General features: G+C 57.3%; 13 protein-coding genes. 4 read left to right on the forward strand and 9 right to left on the reverse strand.

What is annotated here, in order from left to right; genetic code table 11:
* The 6 genes from WA354_RS11835 to nusG all read right to left on the reverse strand — a co-directional run.
* Positions 1–584 (reverse strand): glycosyltransferase (locus WA354_RS11835; protein WP_472813217.1); only part of this gene is annotated, 584 nt, incomplete at its 3' end.
* A 90-nt stretch (positions 585–674) separates the two neighbouring features.
* Positions 675–2090: a hypothetical protein gene (locus WA354_RS11840; RefSeq protein ID WP_472813218.1), complete on the reverse strand. Its 1416-nt coding sequence runs from the start codon at positions 2088–2090 to the stop codon at positions 675–677.
* A gap of 67 nt (positions 2091–2157) precedes the next feature.
* Positions 2158–3510 (reverse strand): GumC family protein, encoded by a 1353-nt coding sequence (locus WA354_RS11845; protein ID WP_472813219.1) that lies wholly within the window; start codon positions 3508–3510, stop codon positions 2158–2160.
* Positions 3511–3585: 75 nt separating this feature from the next.
* Positions 3586–6270 (reverse strand): SLBB domain-containing protein, encoded by a 2685-nt coding sequence (locus WA354_RS11850; RefSeq protein ID WP_472813220.1) that lies wholly within the window; start codon positions 6268–6270, stop codon positions 3586–3588.
* Between the two features lie 97 nt (positions 6271–6367).
* A complete protein-coding gene (locus WA354_RS11855; protein ID WP_472813221.1) occupies positions 6368–7153 on the reverse strand; it encodes a sugar transferase in 786 nt (261 codons plus the stop codon).
* 171 nt (positions 7154–7324) lie between these two features.
* Complete coding sequence (nusG, locus tag WA354_RS11860) at positions 7325–8071, reverse strand: transcription termination/antitermination protein NusG (protein WP_472813222.1); 747 nt, start codon at positions 8069–8071, stop codon at positions 7325–7327.
* A 358-nt stretch (positions 8072–8429) separates the two neighbouring features.
* Between nusG and WA354_RS11865 the strand changes: the two genes are divergently transcribed.
* The 4 genes from WA354_RS11865 (at position 8430) to WA354_RS11880 (ending at position 11723) form a co-directional block, all read left to right on the forward strand.
* Positions 8430–8897, forward strand: coding sequence for an REP-associated tyrosine transposase (locus tag WA354_RS11865; RefSeq protein WP_472813223.1), 468 nt, complete (start codon positions 8430–8432; stop codon positions 8895–8897).
* A gap of 309 nt (positions 8898–9206) precedes the next feature.
* Entirely contained in the window at positions 9207–9551 is a 345-nt protein-coding gene (locus WA354_RS11870) for a hypothetical protein (RefSeq protein ID WP_472813224.1), read from the forward strand.
* Between the two features lie 18 nt (positions 9552–9569).
* Positions 9570–10511 carry a homocysteine S-methyltransferase gene (gene mmuM / locus WA354_RS11875; protein ID WP_472813225.1) on the forward strand — a complete coding sequence of 314 codons (942 nt, stop codon included), beginning with the start codon at positions 9570–9572 and terminating at the stop codon, positions 10509–10511.
* 96 nt (positions 10512–10607) lie between these two features.
* The gene (locus WA354_RS11880; RefSeq protein ID WP_472813226.1) at positions 10608–11723 is read left to right on the forward strand and encodes a carboxypeptidase-like regulatory domain-containing protein; all 1116 of its coding nucleotides are present in this window, start codon (positions 10608–10610) and stop codon (positions 11721–11723) included.
* Positions 11724–11750: 27 nt separating this feature from the next.
* Here WA354_RS11880 and WA354_RS11885 read toward each other — a convergent pair whose 3' ends face one another.
* From WA354_RS11885 to WA354_RS11895, 3 genes are all read right to left on the reverse strand, one after another.
* Entirely contained in the window at positions 11751–12854 is a 1104-nt protein-coding gene (locus tag WA354_RS11885; protein WP_472813238.1) for an acyl-CoA dehydrogenase, read from the reverse strand.
* A gap of 245 nt (positions 12855–13099) precedes the next feature.
* Positions 13100–16039 carry a protease pro-enzyme activation domain-containing protein gene (locus tag WA354_RS11890; RefSeq protein WP_472813227.1) on the reverse strand — a complete coding sequence of 980 codons (2940 nt, stop codon included), beginning with the start codon at positions 16037–16039 and terminating at the stop codon, positions 13100–13102.
* A gap of 305 nt (positions 16040–16344) precedes the next feature.
* The gene (locus WA354_RS11895; RefSeq protein ID WP_472813228.1) at positions 16345–17286 is read right to left on the reverse strand and encodes a tetratricopeptide repeat protein; all 942 of its coding nucleotides are present in this window, start codon (positions 17284–17286) and stop codon (positions 16345–16347) included.
* Between the last annotated feature and the right edge of the window lie 406 nt (positions 17287–17692).

Here is a 17692-nt window from a genome sequence, read left to right on the forward strand (position 1 = left end):
CCATGAATCCGATAGTCGATCAGCGGGTCGCCAATAAGCCCCAAGCGAGAGTGAAGCGCTATCATCCAGGCCAGCCATCCATCGTGGACCCACGAGGCTGGAATCGGCGAGCAGTAGCGCCGGATCGTAGCCCGAAAAACCAGCGTCGCTCCAGTCACAACATCATGCTTCAGCAGCGTCGAGGTCGGGCACGCAACGAAGCCACGCTGCTTCGCTGGCGTGAATTTATGTCGAGCAAACAACCGCAGGCCCATCTGCCGTCCATCGCCGTCTATCAAGCTCGCATCGGAAAACACTCCGCCGAGAAAAAGATTTTCTTCGAGTGCCCGAGAAAGCCGCTCCAGCTTCGCCGGCGCCCAACGATCGTCCTGATCGCACAATGCAATCAAGCCGCCCCGTGCCAGACCGATCGCCTGGTCAAAATTGCGCGTGGATCCCAGCCTCAGGCTGTTCTGGATCACTTTCACGGTGAATGGCGCTTCCGCCTGGAATCGCTTTAAAATTGCCAGCGTATCGTCGGTCGAACGATCGTCGCAGACCACCAGCTCACACGGCAATCGCGATTGCAAGGCGATGCTCTCCAACTGCTCCTGGAGATAGCGGCCTCCGTTGAAGGTGCACATAGCCACCGAGATGCGCTGTACTTGCCCGTCGGCTCCGTTCGAGTGCATGTTTCAAATCCCCGCTTCAGCCCACTGATTTCGTTTCGTCCTGAAGATCGCGGTGGCTGAAATGATGCCGGCCACGCCAAGTACCAGAAAGTACGCCAGTGAAACCCCAAGCGCTCCCGAGGTTTTCGCGAGCAAAACAACACTTCCGGCTGTACATAGTGCAATCACAATGGACTGCACCAGGAACGGCTCACACTTGTGAGCGCGGAGATAAATCGCCTCGCTTTGCACCACGTGGCTGCTGAGTGCCGTCAGCAACAGAAGGCAAAAGACTGGCCAGCCCTCAATGCGGGAACTAATCTTCGGCGCGATATACGGTGCGGCTAGCACACCCAGCATCACTAGCCCCGCAGCGACCGCAAAGAGAGAAATTGACTGTCGGAGCGACCGGAAAAACAGTCGGTCCAATTCGGGCGTCTCCTTTTTTGCGATGAGGCTTCCGAATGGAGCAGCCTTCGTGGTCATCCACGCCAGCATCATGGCGCTCAACTGCATCACCACGCTCATTGAGAGACCCATCTTTCCTGCCTCCACCGGGCCACGAAACGCAAAAAGCACCGGGGTAAACAGTTGAAAGATGAAGTAATCGCAGAGCCAGCTCACGGCGATCTTCCACTGGAACGGCCATACTTCGTTTCGCCAGCTGATCCCCATATGCGCCACGTGCATTCGCAGCAGCGGTATCAGCATCCTGCGACGCGAATACAGTAGACCGCTTGCCACAAGCCCTTGCCCCAACAGCACCATTGCAGGCGAAAGCAATCCGTGGTGGCTCAGCATCGCGGTCCACGACAGCGCGACACTCACGGTCGACTGAAAGAAGCGCATCCGCGCCACCTGCGCCACCTGCCCGCATCCTTCGAGAAATGAGAGCACTGGCCCGATCGAAAACGTGATGGCGCAAGCCAGGACTGTGATTCTTAAAGGAACAATCCAGATATTCGGCGCCTGCGGTTGCTGATGCAGTGCAAAAAAGCGCATCCCGCCAAACAGAAGCACTACACCCATGACAACAGCTGCAGTTGTGTACCAGCGAACTGCGCGCTGCAGGAGTGACGCGAGCCTGAAGTGTGCTGCTTCGCTGCCTGTGATGCTTCCGTCCGGATGAAACTCCAGGTGCGCTCGTTCATGTGCCGCCACTTGAAGAATCACAAACGAGAATCCCAGCTCAAACACACTCTGCAGTGCCACCAGGCTCCACAACGCGTAGTAATATCCTTGCTCCGCCGCCGATAGAAAGTGCACAATCAGCAGCACGCTTCCCACGCTGCCCAGTCCTTGCACCACGCGCCCCAGCACCGTAAATGCAATCGCCCTGTCCAAGCCGATGGCGTGAGGAAGCTTGTGACGCAGAGCGTGGCGCACCGAAAGCCAGAGACTTCCTGACGGCCGTGGAGATTTCGTTATCTCGGTCAGCATGGATCCTTGCGAATAGGCTCGGAGACAACTCCGGTAGAAATTGGTGCGAGACGAAAGGAATGTTTCCTCAGGCGGGCGAAGGCTTTGTCCGTGAGCCGGTTGCCTCAGGCCTCGCATGCTGCAGCGCGCCAACCTCCTCTTGAGCGGGCTTTTGTTTGGCGGCTCGCCCTTTCCACAGCGAGCGTTTTAACAGGTCCAGCTTTTCCTTGGTGGCGGGATTGTGCTGCATTCGCATCAGGCCCCCTTGCAGCAGGGCCAGCATAACTCCGAACGTAAAGCCAAGAGACAGACCGGCAATCGTGAGCATGCCGCGTTTCGGAAACGACTTTTTCTCCGGCGGCACTGCGGGATCCACAATCTGAATGAATGCGCCCTCCCGGGCTTCATCAAGCTTCGCGAGTTCCAACTGTCTCGCCAGCACGTCGAAGATCGCTTCGTAATACTTCACGTCGCGAAGTTTGCGAACATACTCAAGTCCCGCCTCCGGTACCTCGCCCTTGGGAAGAAAGACGTCGTCTGCGGAACCACCTTTCGATCCCACCATCTTGTTGAACTGCGCGCGAAGGCCGTCCAATTCTGTCTGTGCTTGTGTCAGGGCTGGATTTTCATCGCCCGCGTACGAGCGCATCGCTTCTATCTGCACTTCCTTGGAAACAATTTGGGCTCGCAAGCGTGCAGCAGAGTCGATCATCGCCCGCGCCTGCCCATCCACCTGCACCATACCGGTGGACAGTTGCGTGCGCTTCATCGCCTCATCCGCATTCTCGAGTTGAGTCTTCGTTTTCTCCAGCTGAGCCTCGAAGACCACTCGGCGTTGCGATGCCTCGGTGATAGCAAGATGCTGCGAGAGAGTCCTGAATTGATCGACATATCCGTTCGCGATTTCCGCCGCCCGATTCGGATTGCGGTCCTCAAAACTCAATCGGATCAACCCGTCCTTTGTCGTTCCGTCAATCTTGGCGTGCTTCTCGAGCGCTTTGCGGGTGTCCACCAGATATGTCTTCCGGTACTCCGCCTGCAATCCATAGCGCTTAATCACGGCATCCTCGACCGACCGGCTCTTCAACATCGAAACGTACATGTCGTTGATGTTTTTCATGCCCAGCATGCTGCCCGCAACGCCGCCCATCGCACTATTCATGCCTGCGAGCTGCCCGGCCAGCATCGAGCTCATTGACGTGTTTCCCTGTGGCGGAAGAATGATCACCGTCGCCGTGTACTCCTGAGGAAGTGTAAAGGCAAGAATCAACGCAATCGTCGTGCAAATTGCTGTCACAATCCCCACCAGCTTCTTGCGCTGCGTAATGATGAGCAGAAAATCCAGAAAGGTCAGATCATCCTGCTCGCTTGGTTGAATCGACGGAAAGACAATTTCATCCGGCGTTTCCCGTGTCATTTCGTCGTTTCGCATCTTCACCATGGCGTGTGTACTCCGATTGGTGCTATCGCAACACTGGGCTCTTTGTTTTTCAGCGGCTACTGTGTGTCTGTATGGTTACTTAAGGAGGTTGATCGCCGCCGCTCCAAGGGCAAACTGTGAGAACACCTGTGACCAATCTGTCAGGCCGCGTAAAAGTGTCGTTTTGTTTAGTTGTTGGGGAATTACGATCGTATCGCCGGGATAGATAATCTGACGGTCAAATTTGTCATCAGTCCAAAGCGTGTGATCGAGGTATTGCCTGCTCAAGACAGATCCGTCCGCGCGAATAATGAAAATCTGCTTTTTGTCTGCGTTGCGATTCGGGCCACCGGCCGTGCGCAGATAATCGCCGGCACGCCGGTGCGCCAGGTACACAAAAGAATTCGGATCATACACAGCGCCCACAATTCCGACGGTTGAAGGAACCGGCGGCACAATAAACCGATCCCCATCCTCGAGCGGAAGATCGGGAAGAGAAGCAATATCGGCGCCGGTAGGCTCAATATGCAGCACAATGCGACCAGTGGCACGAATCTGGCGCAGTCGGTTTACGAGTTCACGCTGGCTAGCCACCGAAGCGCCAGTGGTCGCTGCTTCCTGAGCACTAACCACCGAAGTCGCCTTATTCGAGGCAGCTATGTCAATCTGGTACGACAGCGCTGAGACATACTCATCGAGCCGCAGCTGTTGCTCACGCCGGGTGCTCTCGCGGCTGAATTGCGATCCATAGAGATATGCCTGAGGGGTAACCCCTCCTGCCCGGATCACAAGCTGCCGCAGCGTTTCGCCCGGGAGAACGCTATATACTCCGGCGTGCAAAAACTCGCCTTCCAGTCGCACGTACTTGGTCTGCTGCGCGCGTGGTACGCGGATATCCGCGTCAGAGAAAATAGTGATGACGTCGCCCGGCTCGAGCGCAATATTGGCGTTCACATCGTTGCCCAGAATTGCTGCACCCAGGTCAAAAGGAAGCAGCCGGGTGGTCAGCGTGTTGGGATCAACGCGCTCAACCACCGCATAGCTCCAGTCGATGTCGGGCGAAACTCTGACGACCTGTGTCTCGATGGGGAAATGCGGGGTTGTCACCAGATGCGGGCCCGAGCCCAGCGTTTCATGCGGAGATCCGGAGATCTGCGCGACTTTACCTGGCTGCTCTCCGGTCGATCCAGCTTCCTGATCATTCGATGCCGCCAGCGACTGAAACTGTTCCGAGTTGCCTGGCTGGGGTACGTTGTTGTCTTGTGGAACACCGGCTGTCAATTGCGGAAAGAGACCGCTGTTGATGGTGTGCGCGTCCTGAGGAACGGCAGGTCGATTGACCGTCTGCCCTGCCTGATTCGACGATATCTCCATCTTCACAGGTGGCATCATCGGCTGGAAATCATCGACCGGCAATCCAAGCTGCTCGCGTCTCAACCAATAATCCGGCGTGAGCAGCGACTCCTTCGTTGGGATCAGGTCGCGAACGCGCATCCCTTCCCTCCAGGCAAATCGTCCTGGAGTCGCGACGTTCCCACGCAGTGTCACCGTCTTTTCAAACCGGGGCGCTTCCTCGCGCACACGAACAATATCCGCATCACGCAGCACGGTGCCCAGCGAGGGCTGGTCCATCTGAACGTCAACGGCGACGCGCACGCTTCCGCCGTTGGGTTTCTTCTCTGTGCGCTCAATCTCGAGCGATGATGTTTCAGCGGTGGCAGAGAGGCCGCCTGCCAGCGAGAGCGCTTCAGCAATGTTTTCGCGTCCGCGCAACTCGTAAATCGCCGGGACGTTAACGCTGCCTACAATCGCGACCTGCGGCCCAACGGCGCGAAAATAGATGACGTCGCCCGTTTCCAGGCTCACATCTTTGGAGTTGTCACCATTCAACAGCAGGTCATACAAATCGAAGTCCGTCGCCACTGCTCCTTGGCGCTTCAAAAGAATATGGCGCAGCGAACCGTGCGGGCCCGGACCTCCACTTGCAAATACCGCATTTACGAGGGTGCTCAGCGAACTCACGGTATAGCTGCCTGGCCTTCGCGCCTCTCCGGTAACAAATACCTGGATCGACCGAAGCTGACCCAGGTTTACATTCATGTCGTAGTTACGATAAACGCGATCGAATCGCGCTTTCAAAAATTGCTGCAACTGGCTGAACTTCAACCCCGCCACCCGCAATTCGCCCACTTGCGGAACGTACACAGAGCCGGATCGATCAACAGTCAGGTGCAAATTCTGTGTCACCTGTCCCCACGTGCGGATCAGCAACTCGTCTCCCGGGCCAATTACATAATCCGGAGTTACGGGAAGCCGCTGCACCGGCGCGAACGTGTCGGGCACATTCGTAAACAGATCTGCCCCATAGACCGGCACAATACGGCCGATTGAGCCGGCTACGAGCATCTGAAATTCGGACAAGGGTTGGGGCTTGTTCACCTTCTGAAGCTGCAGTCGCTGCTGGCGAAGCCACTCCGCTCGGTTCATGCCGTCCGCATCGTCGCGATACACCGACGTGGGAGCATTCGGCGACCCCGGATTAATGCTGGGGAATCCGAATGACGAAGAGGAGCCGGTTGACCCTTCGCCAGATAGCCCGTTCGTCGACGAAGATGGCGCCAGAGACTGGCAGGCGGACACGTCTCCGTTCGCGCAGCTCTGCGTTGTATCCTGCTGCGAGCCGCCCAGCATCAAGTTCGGGCTGCTTGGCGTCTGCGCTCTCGCTGCGGGTAGAGCTAGGGCAACTGAAAAGGCAATCAATGTCCGCAAACACTTACTCATCCACGTTCTCATTTATCGTCTTCCGGTCATAAGATTCAAGAACCGCGCGGAGCTCGCGATGGAAGCGCGAACCAGACAGCTCGCTCGCGCTCGGGTCTTAATAAGCTCCACGCATAGTGACCACTGCGGGAACGGTCATGGTAAGAATCTTGAAGTCGAGCAGGCAGCTCCACCCGCTGGCGTACTCTCGATCGAACATCACGCGCCGGTCAAAGGTGACATCGCTTCTTCCCGAAACCTGCCACAATCCTGTGATGCCGGGGCGGAACAGGTCGTAGTACGCGAACTGCTGCCCATAGAGCGGGACCTCCGCCTCCACAATTGGCCGTGGCCCCACCAGCGACATGTCTCCTAACAGCACATTAAAGAGCTGCGGAAGTTCGTCGAGGCTCAGCTTGCGGATGATCCTGCCCACCGGTGTGATGCGCGGATCCGGCGTGTCCTTGTTCAGAGGATATGCTGCTTCATTTCTGTGGTCTGCCTCGCTTCTGCGATGGCCATTGATCTCGAATACATTGTCCTTATGCTTTTGCGCGTACATCGAGCGGAACTTGATGATGCGGAACGGAGCGCCGAAACGCCCCAGCCTCTCCTGGGAAAAGAAGATTGGCCCCGGCGAGGTTAACGCTACCGCAATTGCAACCGCAAGCATCACGGGAAAGAAAAGAACGATCAGAAAGCTTGAGAGCAGAATGTCGATGGTGCGCTTCGCCACTGCATAGCGCCACGAAAAGGCTCGCCGCACCGCTGCGGAAAGATACGGGGTTGGGCGCCTCCATGCAGACGCCGGAATTGTGTCACGGTATATGCCGACAGCAGTGATCGCTCCCACTCCCGGTCCATCGGCTTCCAATATATTTATGGCAGTATTTCTTGCTTGCATTCGCTATACCCTCGCTCTTTGTGTTTCCATGCCCTGGCATTATTCAAAGACTGAATCCGCCACGGCGTGCGCATGGGCTTGCAATATAGGTTTCTCTCCGATGTCTCTCTGAGCGCCTGCAACTTCGCCGGGAGTCACCTGAGATTCGTAAGTGCGAATCAAGGCACGAAACTAAGATTGATAAAGTGATAACCGCTGGGAATGTTCTATTTCTTTTTCTCTATGTGTAGCTTCCAGCGCCGGCAGAAACGATGTATCCACAAACTCCACATCATCGCTGTCAACTTCGATTGCGATACTTTGCATCAGCAGGCTTAGAGTCAATACAACCCGAATCCCGCTCTTCTTTCGAATTACAATCCCTTCAACTCCTGCGAGCGCACCGACTTTTATGCGGACGTGCTGGCCCACTGTAACTAGTGGATGCGGTTCGGCGCGCATTGGATCCAAGCCGGTGCGTAACTTCTCGACTTCGAAATCCGGAAGCGGCGCAGGCCGTAACGCGGATCCAATCATTGAAACCACACCCGGTACTGCCAGCACTCCGACGCGATCGCGCGAATCGATGCGCACAAAAACATAACCTGGAAACAGCGGGAGATCCAGCATTACCCGCGATCCATCCTGCCACCTGTGTTGCGTTCGATACAGCGGCAGATAATGTTCGATCTGCCTCTGCTGCAGGTGTCGCACCACCCGTTTTTCGTGACGGCAGGTTGTGTATACCGCAAACCACCGCTTCCCCGTAGTTGACGAAGAGCTAACCACATTTTTGCGCATAGCTTCGCCATCCTCACTTGGTGGGGTGTTTTCCACATCCGCCTCCTGGCCCCTGGCATTTTTAAGAATGCCGAATGCGTGTTTTCTCTTACTTGGGCCTGAAGACACGACTGCCTGATCGAGCGTTTTCACGCTCATCGGGCACGCTCATCGGGCCTGAGTTCTTCTATTTGTCTTGCGGGCAACAAATGCTGCGGGTGCGTTCAGGTACGAGAGCACCTCGAGCGAAGTGGTCTGTTTTCTACTATTCGGCTAATGATCCGAGCTATGACCTCTTTACGCAGCCAGCCTGTTCGCCCCTATCGGGCATACTTCCCGTGGGTCGCAGGAAAACTGGCTACACACGTACAGACGCAGAAATTCGGTGAAGAGTTATCTGGTTCCGTCATTTACCGCAACAACATCACCACGATTTCGCCTTTTGTTCCAGGCTACCCTCGCAGGTCTCGGAAGCGAGCCCCTTCCGCTCAGGCGGCCTTGGGCGAGCTGATGATCTGTGAGTGAATTCCATCGCTTTCCGCTTCTCGCGCGGCAGCTCGGATATTCAGTATTCGAGGCGCAGCTTGAAAAGACGCGGTTGCGCTATGAACTTGTTGTGGCTGGGTATGTGCTGATGCCGGAGCACGTTCATCTGCTCGTCAGCGAACCGCAGATTTCATCGCTTGCGATTGCGTTGCAGGTTTTGAAGCAGCGAACTTCGCGATTGCTCAAGCAGGCGGGTGAGGCGCAGTTCTGGCAGCGGCGCTATTACGACTTCAACGTGCACAATCCCGAGAAGACAACGGAGAAACTGCGCTACCTGCACCGGAATCCGGTGAAGCGAGGGTTGGTTTCGAAACCCGAGGATTGGGAATGGTCGAGTTTCCGGCATTACGCTCGCGGGCTCGAAGGAGTAGTGGAGATCGAGTCGGAGTGGACAGCGCGCAGACGTGAAATGAGGAGGGTCGTGCTTTCCCACCCTTGACCAAAAGAGGGTCAAGGATGGGGCCGTGTCCCATCCTTGCGCAGCAAGGGTGGGAAAGCACGATCCCACCCGATTTTCAGGGTCTTGGATTGCGCAACGCGACATGTATGACTGCGGTTTCCCTTGCGTCAATCATCTCTGACGCTGGGTGCCCCATTCATGACGCTGTTTCATCGCGGCATGAGTGGGAAACCACGAACCCAACCCATCGCGTGTCACCCTCAAATAGACCCGCTCTTCGATTCGGAATCAGGTAGCTGCCCACGCACTGTACCATTTCTACACAACCGCAGTTGCTGGAGGCATCTTGTGGAAACTCTCTTCTGCTGGTTCGCGATCGTTCTTCTCGTCACCTGCGCCGTCCTCGAGTTCACGCGCTGGCGCGTAATAGGCACCTGGTTGCTGGTGCTCTTTCCGGCAGTGCTCTGCATCGCCGTTCTGCTCGATCTTGCGCACGGCGTCCCCAAGCTGGGTCAGGCTGGTAACAATACCGATCTCCGCGCGCTCCCCTTTTTGCTTGGCTTTCTCGCCCTCGCGGTACTCGGTGCGCTGCGCGCGAACTGGCGATGGCTCTTCTGGCTGACCTGGATCGTCAGCGCGCTCTTCTGCTCCATCGCCGTCTACCTTACATTCTTCTGGCACGTCTTCAGTTGAGGCATCCAACGCGACAACATGATGAGCGATTTCACGAAAACCCGCGACGCTATTCTGCGCGGCATCCACGTTCTCGACGGAGGCATGGCCTCGGAGCTCGAATACCGGGGCGCCAACATCAACGGACCGCTCTGGTCGGCACACGTTCTCGAAGATTCACCCGAAAAAATTGTCGCCGTGCACCGCGCCTATATTGAAGCGGGCTCCGAAATCATCGAGACCGCCAGCTATCAGGTCTCCCGCATGGGATATGCAGAGGTGGGCCTTGATCCTGCAGGCGCTGATGTTGCATTGCTGCACTCAGTCGCGCTTGCCCACGAGGCAACGTCGGAATTTCCCGATCGCCGCATCGTCGTCGCCGCGTCACTCGGACCCTACGGCGCAGCTCTCCACAACGGAGCTGAATATCACGGCAACTATACCTGCGCGTTTGCCGACCTCGTCGAGTTTCATCGCGAACGAATTGATGTGTTGGCCGCAGCACCGTCAACGCAATCTGCTGACATTCTCGCTTTCGAAACGCTGCCTTCGCTCGCTGAAGCCGAAGCCATCGGCCAGGCGCTCGCGCCGCATCCTGAACTCGCCGCATGGTTCGCCTTCACCTGCCGCGACGAGCAACATGTGGCGCATGGCGAACTTCTCCGCCAATGCGCTGCAGCCGTCGCCGCGTTTCCGCAAACCGTGGCCATCGGCGTCAATTGCACGCACCCCACACTCATTTCCGCATTGATTGCCGAACTCCGAGAAGCTTCCGACAAGCCCATCGTCGCGTATCCAAACTCCGGCGAAGGTTGGGATGCACAATCCCGCAACTGGACCGGCACAAGCGACCCCGCAGCTTATGGTGCCAACGCCGCGGAGTGGCGCGTAGCGGGCGCGCAAATCGTTGGGGGCTGTTGCCGCACCAGGCCGACGCACATAGAAATGGTTGCCCGCTGCGCCAAAATGAACAGGTCTTAATCTACGCGTCATAGTTGGCTGCGCGAACCACCCTTATTCTCCACGCTGCGTCTCACAGGCGAGGGCCCCTTTGCTGATGCCGGAGAACGAGGTCGATTGGTCATAGATATCCCATCCCTTTCAAAACCACTCATCATGGCATGCTGGGCTCTTCTGCTCACCTTCACCATGCCGTCATCGCGAGTTCATGCCCAATCCAGTTCGGAAACGGAGGTGAACGGCGGTGCTTTGCCGAATGCTCCGCAGCCTGCGGCGGCCGCGGAACAGAGTGCCGACAAGCCACAGGCTTCCGGCACAGGAAATATCTCCGGAACCGTTCTCGACACAAATAGCGATGTGATCCAGAACGCGACTGTGACGCTTAGCGGGCCCGGCGGCAAGCATAAGGTGACATCGGGCAGCGACGGGCAGTTTCAGTTTCCAAACCTGCTGGCGGGTGTTTACAAGCTGAGCGTGATCGCGGAGGGCATGCGACCTTACAACTCCGATCCGATTCAACTGGACACTGGAGAATTTCGCATCGCGCCAGCCATCACGCTCTCAGTGTCGGGCGGTGTGAGCAGCGTTACGGTTTCAGGTGATAAGGAAGAACTCGCGGAGCAGCAGGTTCGTATTGGCGAACACCAGCGAATCGGAGGAGTCATTCCAAATTTCTTCAGCGCTTATGACTGGAATGCTCCGCCAATGATGGCCAAACAGAAGTTCAAACTGACAACCCGTGCGCTGATCGATCCTGTTTCTTTCCTGACGGTCGCAGGGATCGCAGGAGCGGAGCAGTACAAAGGCGTCTTCCCGTCCTATGGCAGCGGCATCGAAGGATACGGAAAACGCTACGGCGCCGCGCTCGCTAATCGCGTCACAGGTGACATGCTCAGTCGTGCGGTGTATCCATCGATCTTCCACCAGGATCCGCGCTACTTTTACAAAGGGAAGGGAAGTATCCGGTCTCGCGCGCTCTACGCGATGTCCGCTGCCGTCATGGCCCGCAGCGACTCGGGGCGCTGGGAGCCAAACTACTCGAACGTGCTCGGCAACTTTTCAGCTGGAGCGATCTCCATGCTCTACTATCCACAGTCCGATCGTGGAGCCTCGCTCGTTTTACTAAACGGGCTCGCCGATACCGGTGCCGATGCTGTATCGAACCTCTTTCGTGAATTCGTGCTGAAACAGATAACAACTCACGTTCCCAAAGACGCCAACGGCCAGCCATAGCCGGGCCTATGCATTCGGCCCCGCATCTCACAGCACTATCTTCCCAATCGTCATCAACTGGATGTTCGACGTGCCTTCGTAGATCTTGCCGATCTTCGCGTCGCGATAATACTTTTCTGCTGGATAGTCGCGCACAAACCCATTGCCGCCGAAGATGTCCACGCACTGACTCGCCACTCGCTCCGCTACATTCGACGTAAAATACTTTGCCATCGCCGCCTCGCGCACGTAGGGCTGTCCTGCATCTTTAAGCCGCGCTGCGTTGTAAACCATCAGCTTCGCAGCCTCGATCTCCGTCGCCATCTCTGCCAGCGCAAACTGCACTGCCTGGAACTCCGCAATCGGCTTACCGAACTGGCGCCGCTCCTTCGCATATTTCGCAGCATGCCCCCAGGCTCCTTCAGCCAGTCCCAGCAGCTGCGCACCGATGCCGATGCGTCCTTCATTCAGCGTCTCGATGGCAATCTTGTAGCCTTTGCCTTCTTCTCCCAGCAGGTTTGCCGCGGGAATCACGCAGCCATCGAACAGCAATTCGCACGTGCTGCTGGCGCGAATGCCCAGCTTGTCTTCCTTGCGCCCCACAGAAAACCCCGGCGTGCCTTTCTCGACAAGAAATGCTGTTATCCCGCGATAACCTGCCGCCGGATCAAGCGTGGCAAACACCAGAAAAATTCCTGCCTCCTTCGCATTCGTGATCCACAGCTTGCGACCATCCAGGCGATAGCCGCCATCCACTTTCTGAGCTCTCGTCTGAAGCGCAAACGCATCCGAGCCAGAACCCGCCTCGCTCAACGCGTAGGCGCTCACGGTGCCGCCGGCCAGCTTCGATAGCCACTGCACGCGCTGGTCCTCGCCAGCCCATCGGCGAATCGCATTTGCCACGAGCGTGTTGTGTACATCGACGAGTACCGCGACCGCCGGGTCCACCGTCGCAATCGCCTCAATCGCCAGCACGGCGTCAAAGAAACTTCCGCCCGCGCCGCCCAGCGACTCGGGAATCTCGATCCCCAGCAACCCGAGCTCATAGAGTTTGTTCACAAGGCCGGGTGCAAACTGCTGCTCATCGTCCATCGTGCGCACAACTGGAGCAATCGTCTCCCGCGCAAACTGCTTCACCGTCGCGTAGAACATCCGCTCTTCTTCAGTCAGTTGGGTCAGCGGGGAGGGGGTGTGGCTCTTGTCAGACAAGGAAATCAATGCCTCCGGCATCGGAGTGTATCAGACGGCATGACCGCATCGCTGCTTCTCGTTGAGTTCAGTTGCTGCAACTCTCTTTCCTCTGGTCAGGATCGTCAATTCAATTTTCCGCGCTGAAAGCAAACAAAAAGGGCAGGCTCCTCGCGAAACCTGCCCCGACCTTCAATCAGATAAGTTGCTCACTTGATCACCAGTGAGAACGCCGACTGCGCCGTAATCGTGGATGTGGTCGAATCCGTTCCCGCGAACGTAATCGTGTACGTTCCCTTGGGCGGATCGCTTACGGTGCTGCCACTTGTGCCCCCTCCGCCGCACGCCGAAATCATCAGCCCCAGCGATGCAAGCGCAATTACGCAGGCCAGTTGCCGCAGCTTGCGATTTGACCGTCCCAGGAAGCCGGCAAGCAGAAGTCCCGCAAAAGCGATTCCCGCCGGAACCGGATTGTTTTCCTTCGGCACCTGGTTGCTTGCCTTAAGCGATCCATTCGAGCGCGGAATCAGGTGGAGGCCGTGCGCCTTCACGGCGCCTCCTGTCGTGCTTACGCAGTCAGAAGCATTGGTATCGACAATGATCTGCCCCGCGGCTGCTGTCGTACCCGTGATTGTGATAGATCCGTTGCTGTTGGTACCCGTGCCCGCGAAGATGCATAGGTTGGTAAGCGCGGTGTCGTTAGATGTCGCGTAGGTCAGGTTCACGGTGCCGGTGTATCCGCCGGCAGGCGTGATTGTCAGAGACTCAGTCCCTTGCGATCCCTGGCTCAGGGTCAGAGTGGCTGGGGCCAATCCCATCGCGAAAGTCCCTTTCCCTGAGCTTGTTCCGCCCACGGTTATAACTGCGCTTCCCGTCGAAGGAGCATTTGTTCCGTCGCCCGCGTACTGCGCCACGATTGTATGTACACCGGCGGTCGCAAAATTGGCCGTGTAGGTTACCGTCCCATTGCCGGTGAGGGTCACCGGAGTGAGTGAGCCTGAGCCATACGCGCTGCCGCTACCATCGATAGAGAGATTCACGGTGCCTGTTGGAGTGGCGGTGCCACCCGCCTGGGCCACGCTGATCGTGATGATGTCATTCGTGCTGACGTTAGGCGCTGCAGTCGCTGCCGTGACCGTCGTCGTTGTGGCGATCAGCGGGGTCCCTGTGTTTGCCGGCCATGCGGTCGCCAGATTGCTCAGATCAACCGATCCCAGTCCAGATGCCTGGTCATAACCTGTCCCGGCCGTGTAGTGGGTTGTGCCGGTGCCCGCGCAATAGCTCGATCCCAGACTTGCAGGACACGCGTTGTTGCCGCTCGTGATGTCGTGAAAGGCCGCTGCATAGGTGGTGCTGTTCGACGCCAGCTTGTATAACTGCGGATTCAGCAGCCCTTGGCCCGTCGTATACCCCTTCTGCTGGTTAAGAATCGCCACCATTCCCGCAAAGATTGGCGTCGCGAAACTCGTGCCGCCAGCTAGAGTCAAGTCCCCTGTTGCATTGTCGCGGAAGCCACTGCTGCAACTCGCCACCTGGCCCGTCGAAAACGCCGACGGATCGCTGCTGCAGTAGATATATGGAAGGTAAGCAGGCGAAGAAAACAACGAAACGTCCGGAACGTCACGCGCATTGTCGCTGGGTATGCCGGGGACGCCCGTCTGCCAGCTTGGCTTCTTGGTGTAGAGAGTACTCACTCCACCGCCCCCCGCGCTGAGTCCGCCTCCTCCTTGCACACTGAGGGCGCTGTCGTTCCACACAACTTCCGGAATGTACTGCAGCGCCGAGGTCAGTACATCGTTCCCGCCGGATTCGGCAGTCCAATAAGCTGAACCCGATGTGTAATACGCCGAGTTGGCCTGGGAAATTTCAGTTCCCCCCACGCCGGTGACATATTGGCTGCTCGCCGGATAGCTTACCGCCACCGCCTCCTGCGTGGTCAGGGGAGGGTTGGTTGTCGTTGGACTGGTGTAACAGGCGGTCGAACCGGTATCGCCCGAGGCGGCCAGAATCGTCTGCCCCTGCACCACTCCCTGCGACACAACTGCCTCCAGTGCGGTCGCATTCGCGGCTGAGATGTTGGGTTCACAAGCGCCGTAGCTGACGCTGATAATCGTTCCGATCTTCTCGTCAATTGCATATTGAAGCGAGTCGAAGACACCAAAATTAGTGCTGCTGCCCGTATAAACAAAGAAGATGTCGGCGCCCGGAGCGATCGCGCCCGACCATTCAAGATCCAGGTCGGATTCGCTCTCGTCCCCTTGAAATACCGTTGGGCCGCCAGAACCGGGAACAATCACCATCGTGGGATCTTTGACCGGGAGCCCGGCCGCATTTTGGAAATTCTCGAGATCGCTTGTGGCTACGGACGACTGCCCCATAATCGCAATCGACTGCCCGGCGCCGGTAATGGCGGCATTCAGCAGCGGATTCAAATCGTAAATCAATTTGATATCGCCGGGCGCAAAAAACACGTTTCCCGTCTGTCCTGAGGTGAATCCCGGCCGTGGCTGCACGGCATTGCTGCGAATGTGCATGGCACGAGGTCTGAAGTCATCCAGATTGGCGATCGTTGCAACACTTGCCGCGATAGCCGACGGGAGAGAAAGCGTCGTGGACGGAGCAAAGTGCTTCTCCCCTCTCACCGTATAGAAGTGCATTTGCGTCTGGAATGCCTGCTCCACCTGGCCGACCGTGCCTGAGAAACGGATCAGATTCCTGCTGCGCGCCACTGAGTCGATTGAAAAGCCCTGTTGCTGTAGCCAGCTCTGCACCTTGTCGATATCCGACTGCGCCATCCCGAACCGGGCCGCAAACTGATCTGGATTCAGCCACAGATGATAGAGCGGCGATGCCGGATCCTGCTGTGCCACGATCAGTGCATCAAGGTCGGCCTGCTGTGCCGCAGAGCGATTAAATACGATACTCATGCCCTTGAGCCTGACATCCGAAGACATCCGGCCGGCATCGTTTTGGGCCAGGGCGAGCGGGTGCTGCGAACCCTTCAGCAGCGTCATTTGTGAGTTATTGACTTCGGCGCGAATGCGGGGAGACGGCGTTTGCGCTGCCTGTGAGGTTGTCGACAACGCATATACAACAATCCAACCGCATACCCAAAGCCTGCCTGGACTTTGAAGCAACTTCTTAATCATAGCCATCCTTGGAAACGGAAAGGTTTGAGACCAGACGTGAGCCGCTGAAGCTCATACTCGAGTCAAGCCAATGTCAAGCTGCCGGGGAAGCATCCTCTGAAATGGAGAAGTTGAAGCTCGCCGCAGGCACAATAGGCAACCTTCAGGACATAGTCCGGAATTCGGCCCTCTGTTTAGACTCTAGTTGCGCTGCAAAGTTGTGGAGCCGCCAATTCAGGCTGCAAAACGCGGGCTTGCAGGCAGGAATCTGCGTCTTAGTCACACTAATTGGATAAAAAGATCAGCCTGAACGCCATCTTCCGGCTTCAATTCAGTCTTTGCAGCACCTGCAGAGCGGCCACGCCTTTGTTCGGCGGCACGTACCCTGTGGCGCGCCACGAAATCGATAGCTTTTCACTGTCGAGCAGCTTGCGAATCTGCGCCCGCGCATGTTCGCTCCACGGACCTGACTTGTCCAGCTTGACGTACGCCTGCCAGTGTCGCAAAGCCGATCGGCGCTCGCCCTTGCGCTCGAACGCCAGGGCCAGGTTGTAATGCGCATCAGCATACCGGGGCGCCAACTCCACCGCCCGCTGATAGGCCGCGATCGACTCGTCGGGCCGCTCCAGCTCATCCAGCACATTGCCCAGGTCGAAGAACGCCAGCACGTACTCCGGGTCCTTCAACGTCGCCTGCCGATACAACTCCTCTGCGCGCACAAACTGGCGCAAATGAAAGTGAATGGTGCCAAGATTGATGTACCCCGGCGCGTAGTCCGGATCGATCCGGAGCATCTCCTCGTAGAGAGAAATGGCGCGATGTTTTTCGCCGGCTTCTTCCGCCTGCACTGCGGCAAGAAACAGCTCCTGCACTCCGTGGAGATCATTCGGCGCCCGACGTAATGCGCACACTGCCGCGGTCGCTGGCTGTCGCTCTATGCGTTCGAAGTCGAAGAGCAGCTGGCGCCGAATTGGATCCACCATCGCCCCGTCGCAACGAAATGCCAAACGCGTACCCGTCCGCACCAGCGATGCCTCCTGCAACGGATTCGACATCCCGGCCACCGCCTGCATGGCCGCAACCGAATGCCGAATCGACGCCGCAGACACGTCTTCCTCGCGTAGTGAGCGCAGCGTTCTTAGTTGGCCAAGGTCCTGGAAGGTGTAAGTCTCGCGCTGGGAGATGAGCCCGGCTCTTTCCCAGCCTTGTAACTGGCGGGAACTGATCTGAAGAATCCTCAACACATCCTGGCGGCTAAAGCTGTTCACTCTTCAATGCTCCGGTGTTGACATCCCGGTCGTACGCAGGATTCGAACTCGGTCCTGAAAAATCGATTTCCGATTCCGCTCCTGGTCGTGGCGCTCGGATCAGCGACGAAGGAACCGCTCTCGTACCTGTGCCTTTCGCTCGGTCCGGGCCCTCGCCTCAAAGGTTTCGTACAGGCCTTTGCACCACCGGCTCAGCTCTCGCCTCGCGTAAGTCACATCACAGCTTGGATTATGCCAAGAATAAGCGTGGATAAGCTGGGACGAAATAAGATTGCATGAAAAAGTGCGTGGATAACCGGTACCTCATTTGGTTCCAATGCTTTTGCCGTCCCCGTTTCCCAGCCGGTTGCGGAACATTCCGTCGTAAAAAAGGTGTCCTCCGATCGCCCAATTCTCACAAAAGAGG

Source organism: Occallatibacter sp., assembly GCF_049802275.1.
Lineage (GTDB): Bacteria > Acidobacteriota > Terriglobia > Terriglobales > Acidobacteriaceae > Telmatobacter.

What these genes read in the sequence shown, in the direction of transcription:
- WA354_RS11840 (WP_472813218.1), bottom strand. Translation starts at nt 2,090, where the DNA reads ATGCTGACCGAGATAACGAAATCTCCACGGCCGTCAGGAAGTCTCTGG.
- WA354_RS11845 (WP_472813219.1), bottom strand. Translation starts at nt 3,510, where the DNA reads ATGGTGAAGATGCGAAACGACGAAATGACACGGGAAACGCCGGATGAA.
- WA354_RS11850 (WP_472813220.1), bottom strand. Translation starts at nt 6,270, where the DNA reads ATGAGTAAGTGTTTGCGGACATTGATTGCCTTTTCAGTTGCCCTAGCT.
- WA354_RS11855 (WP_472813221.1), bottom strand. Translation starts at nt 7,153, where the DNA reads ATGCAAGCAAGAAATACTGCCATAAATATATTGGAAGCCGATGGACCG.
- nusG (WP_472813222.1), bottom strand. Translation starts at nt 8,071, where the DNA reads ATGAGCGTGAAAACGCTCGATCAGGCAGTCGTGTCTTCAGGCCCAAGT.
- mmuM (WP_472813225.1), top strand. Translation starts at nt 9,570, where the DNA reads ATGATGAGCGATTTCACGAAAACCCGCGACGCTATTCTGCGCGGCATC.
- WA354_RS11885 (WP_472813238.1), bottom strand. Translation starts at nt 12,854, where the DNA reads ATGTTCTACGCGACGGTGAAGCAGTTTGCGCGGGAGACGATTGCTCCA.
- WA354_RS11890 (WP_472813227.1), bottom strand. Translation starts at nt 16,039, where the DNA reads ATGATTAAGAAGTTGCTTCAAAGTCCAGGCAGGCTTTGGGTATGCGGT.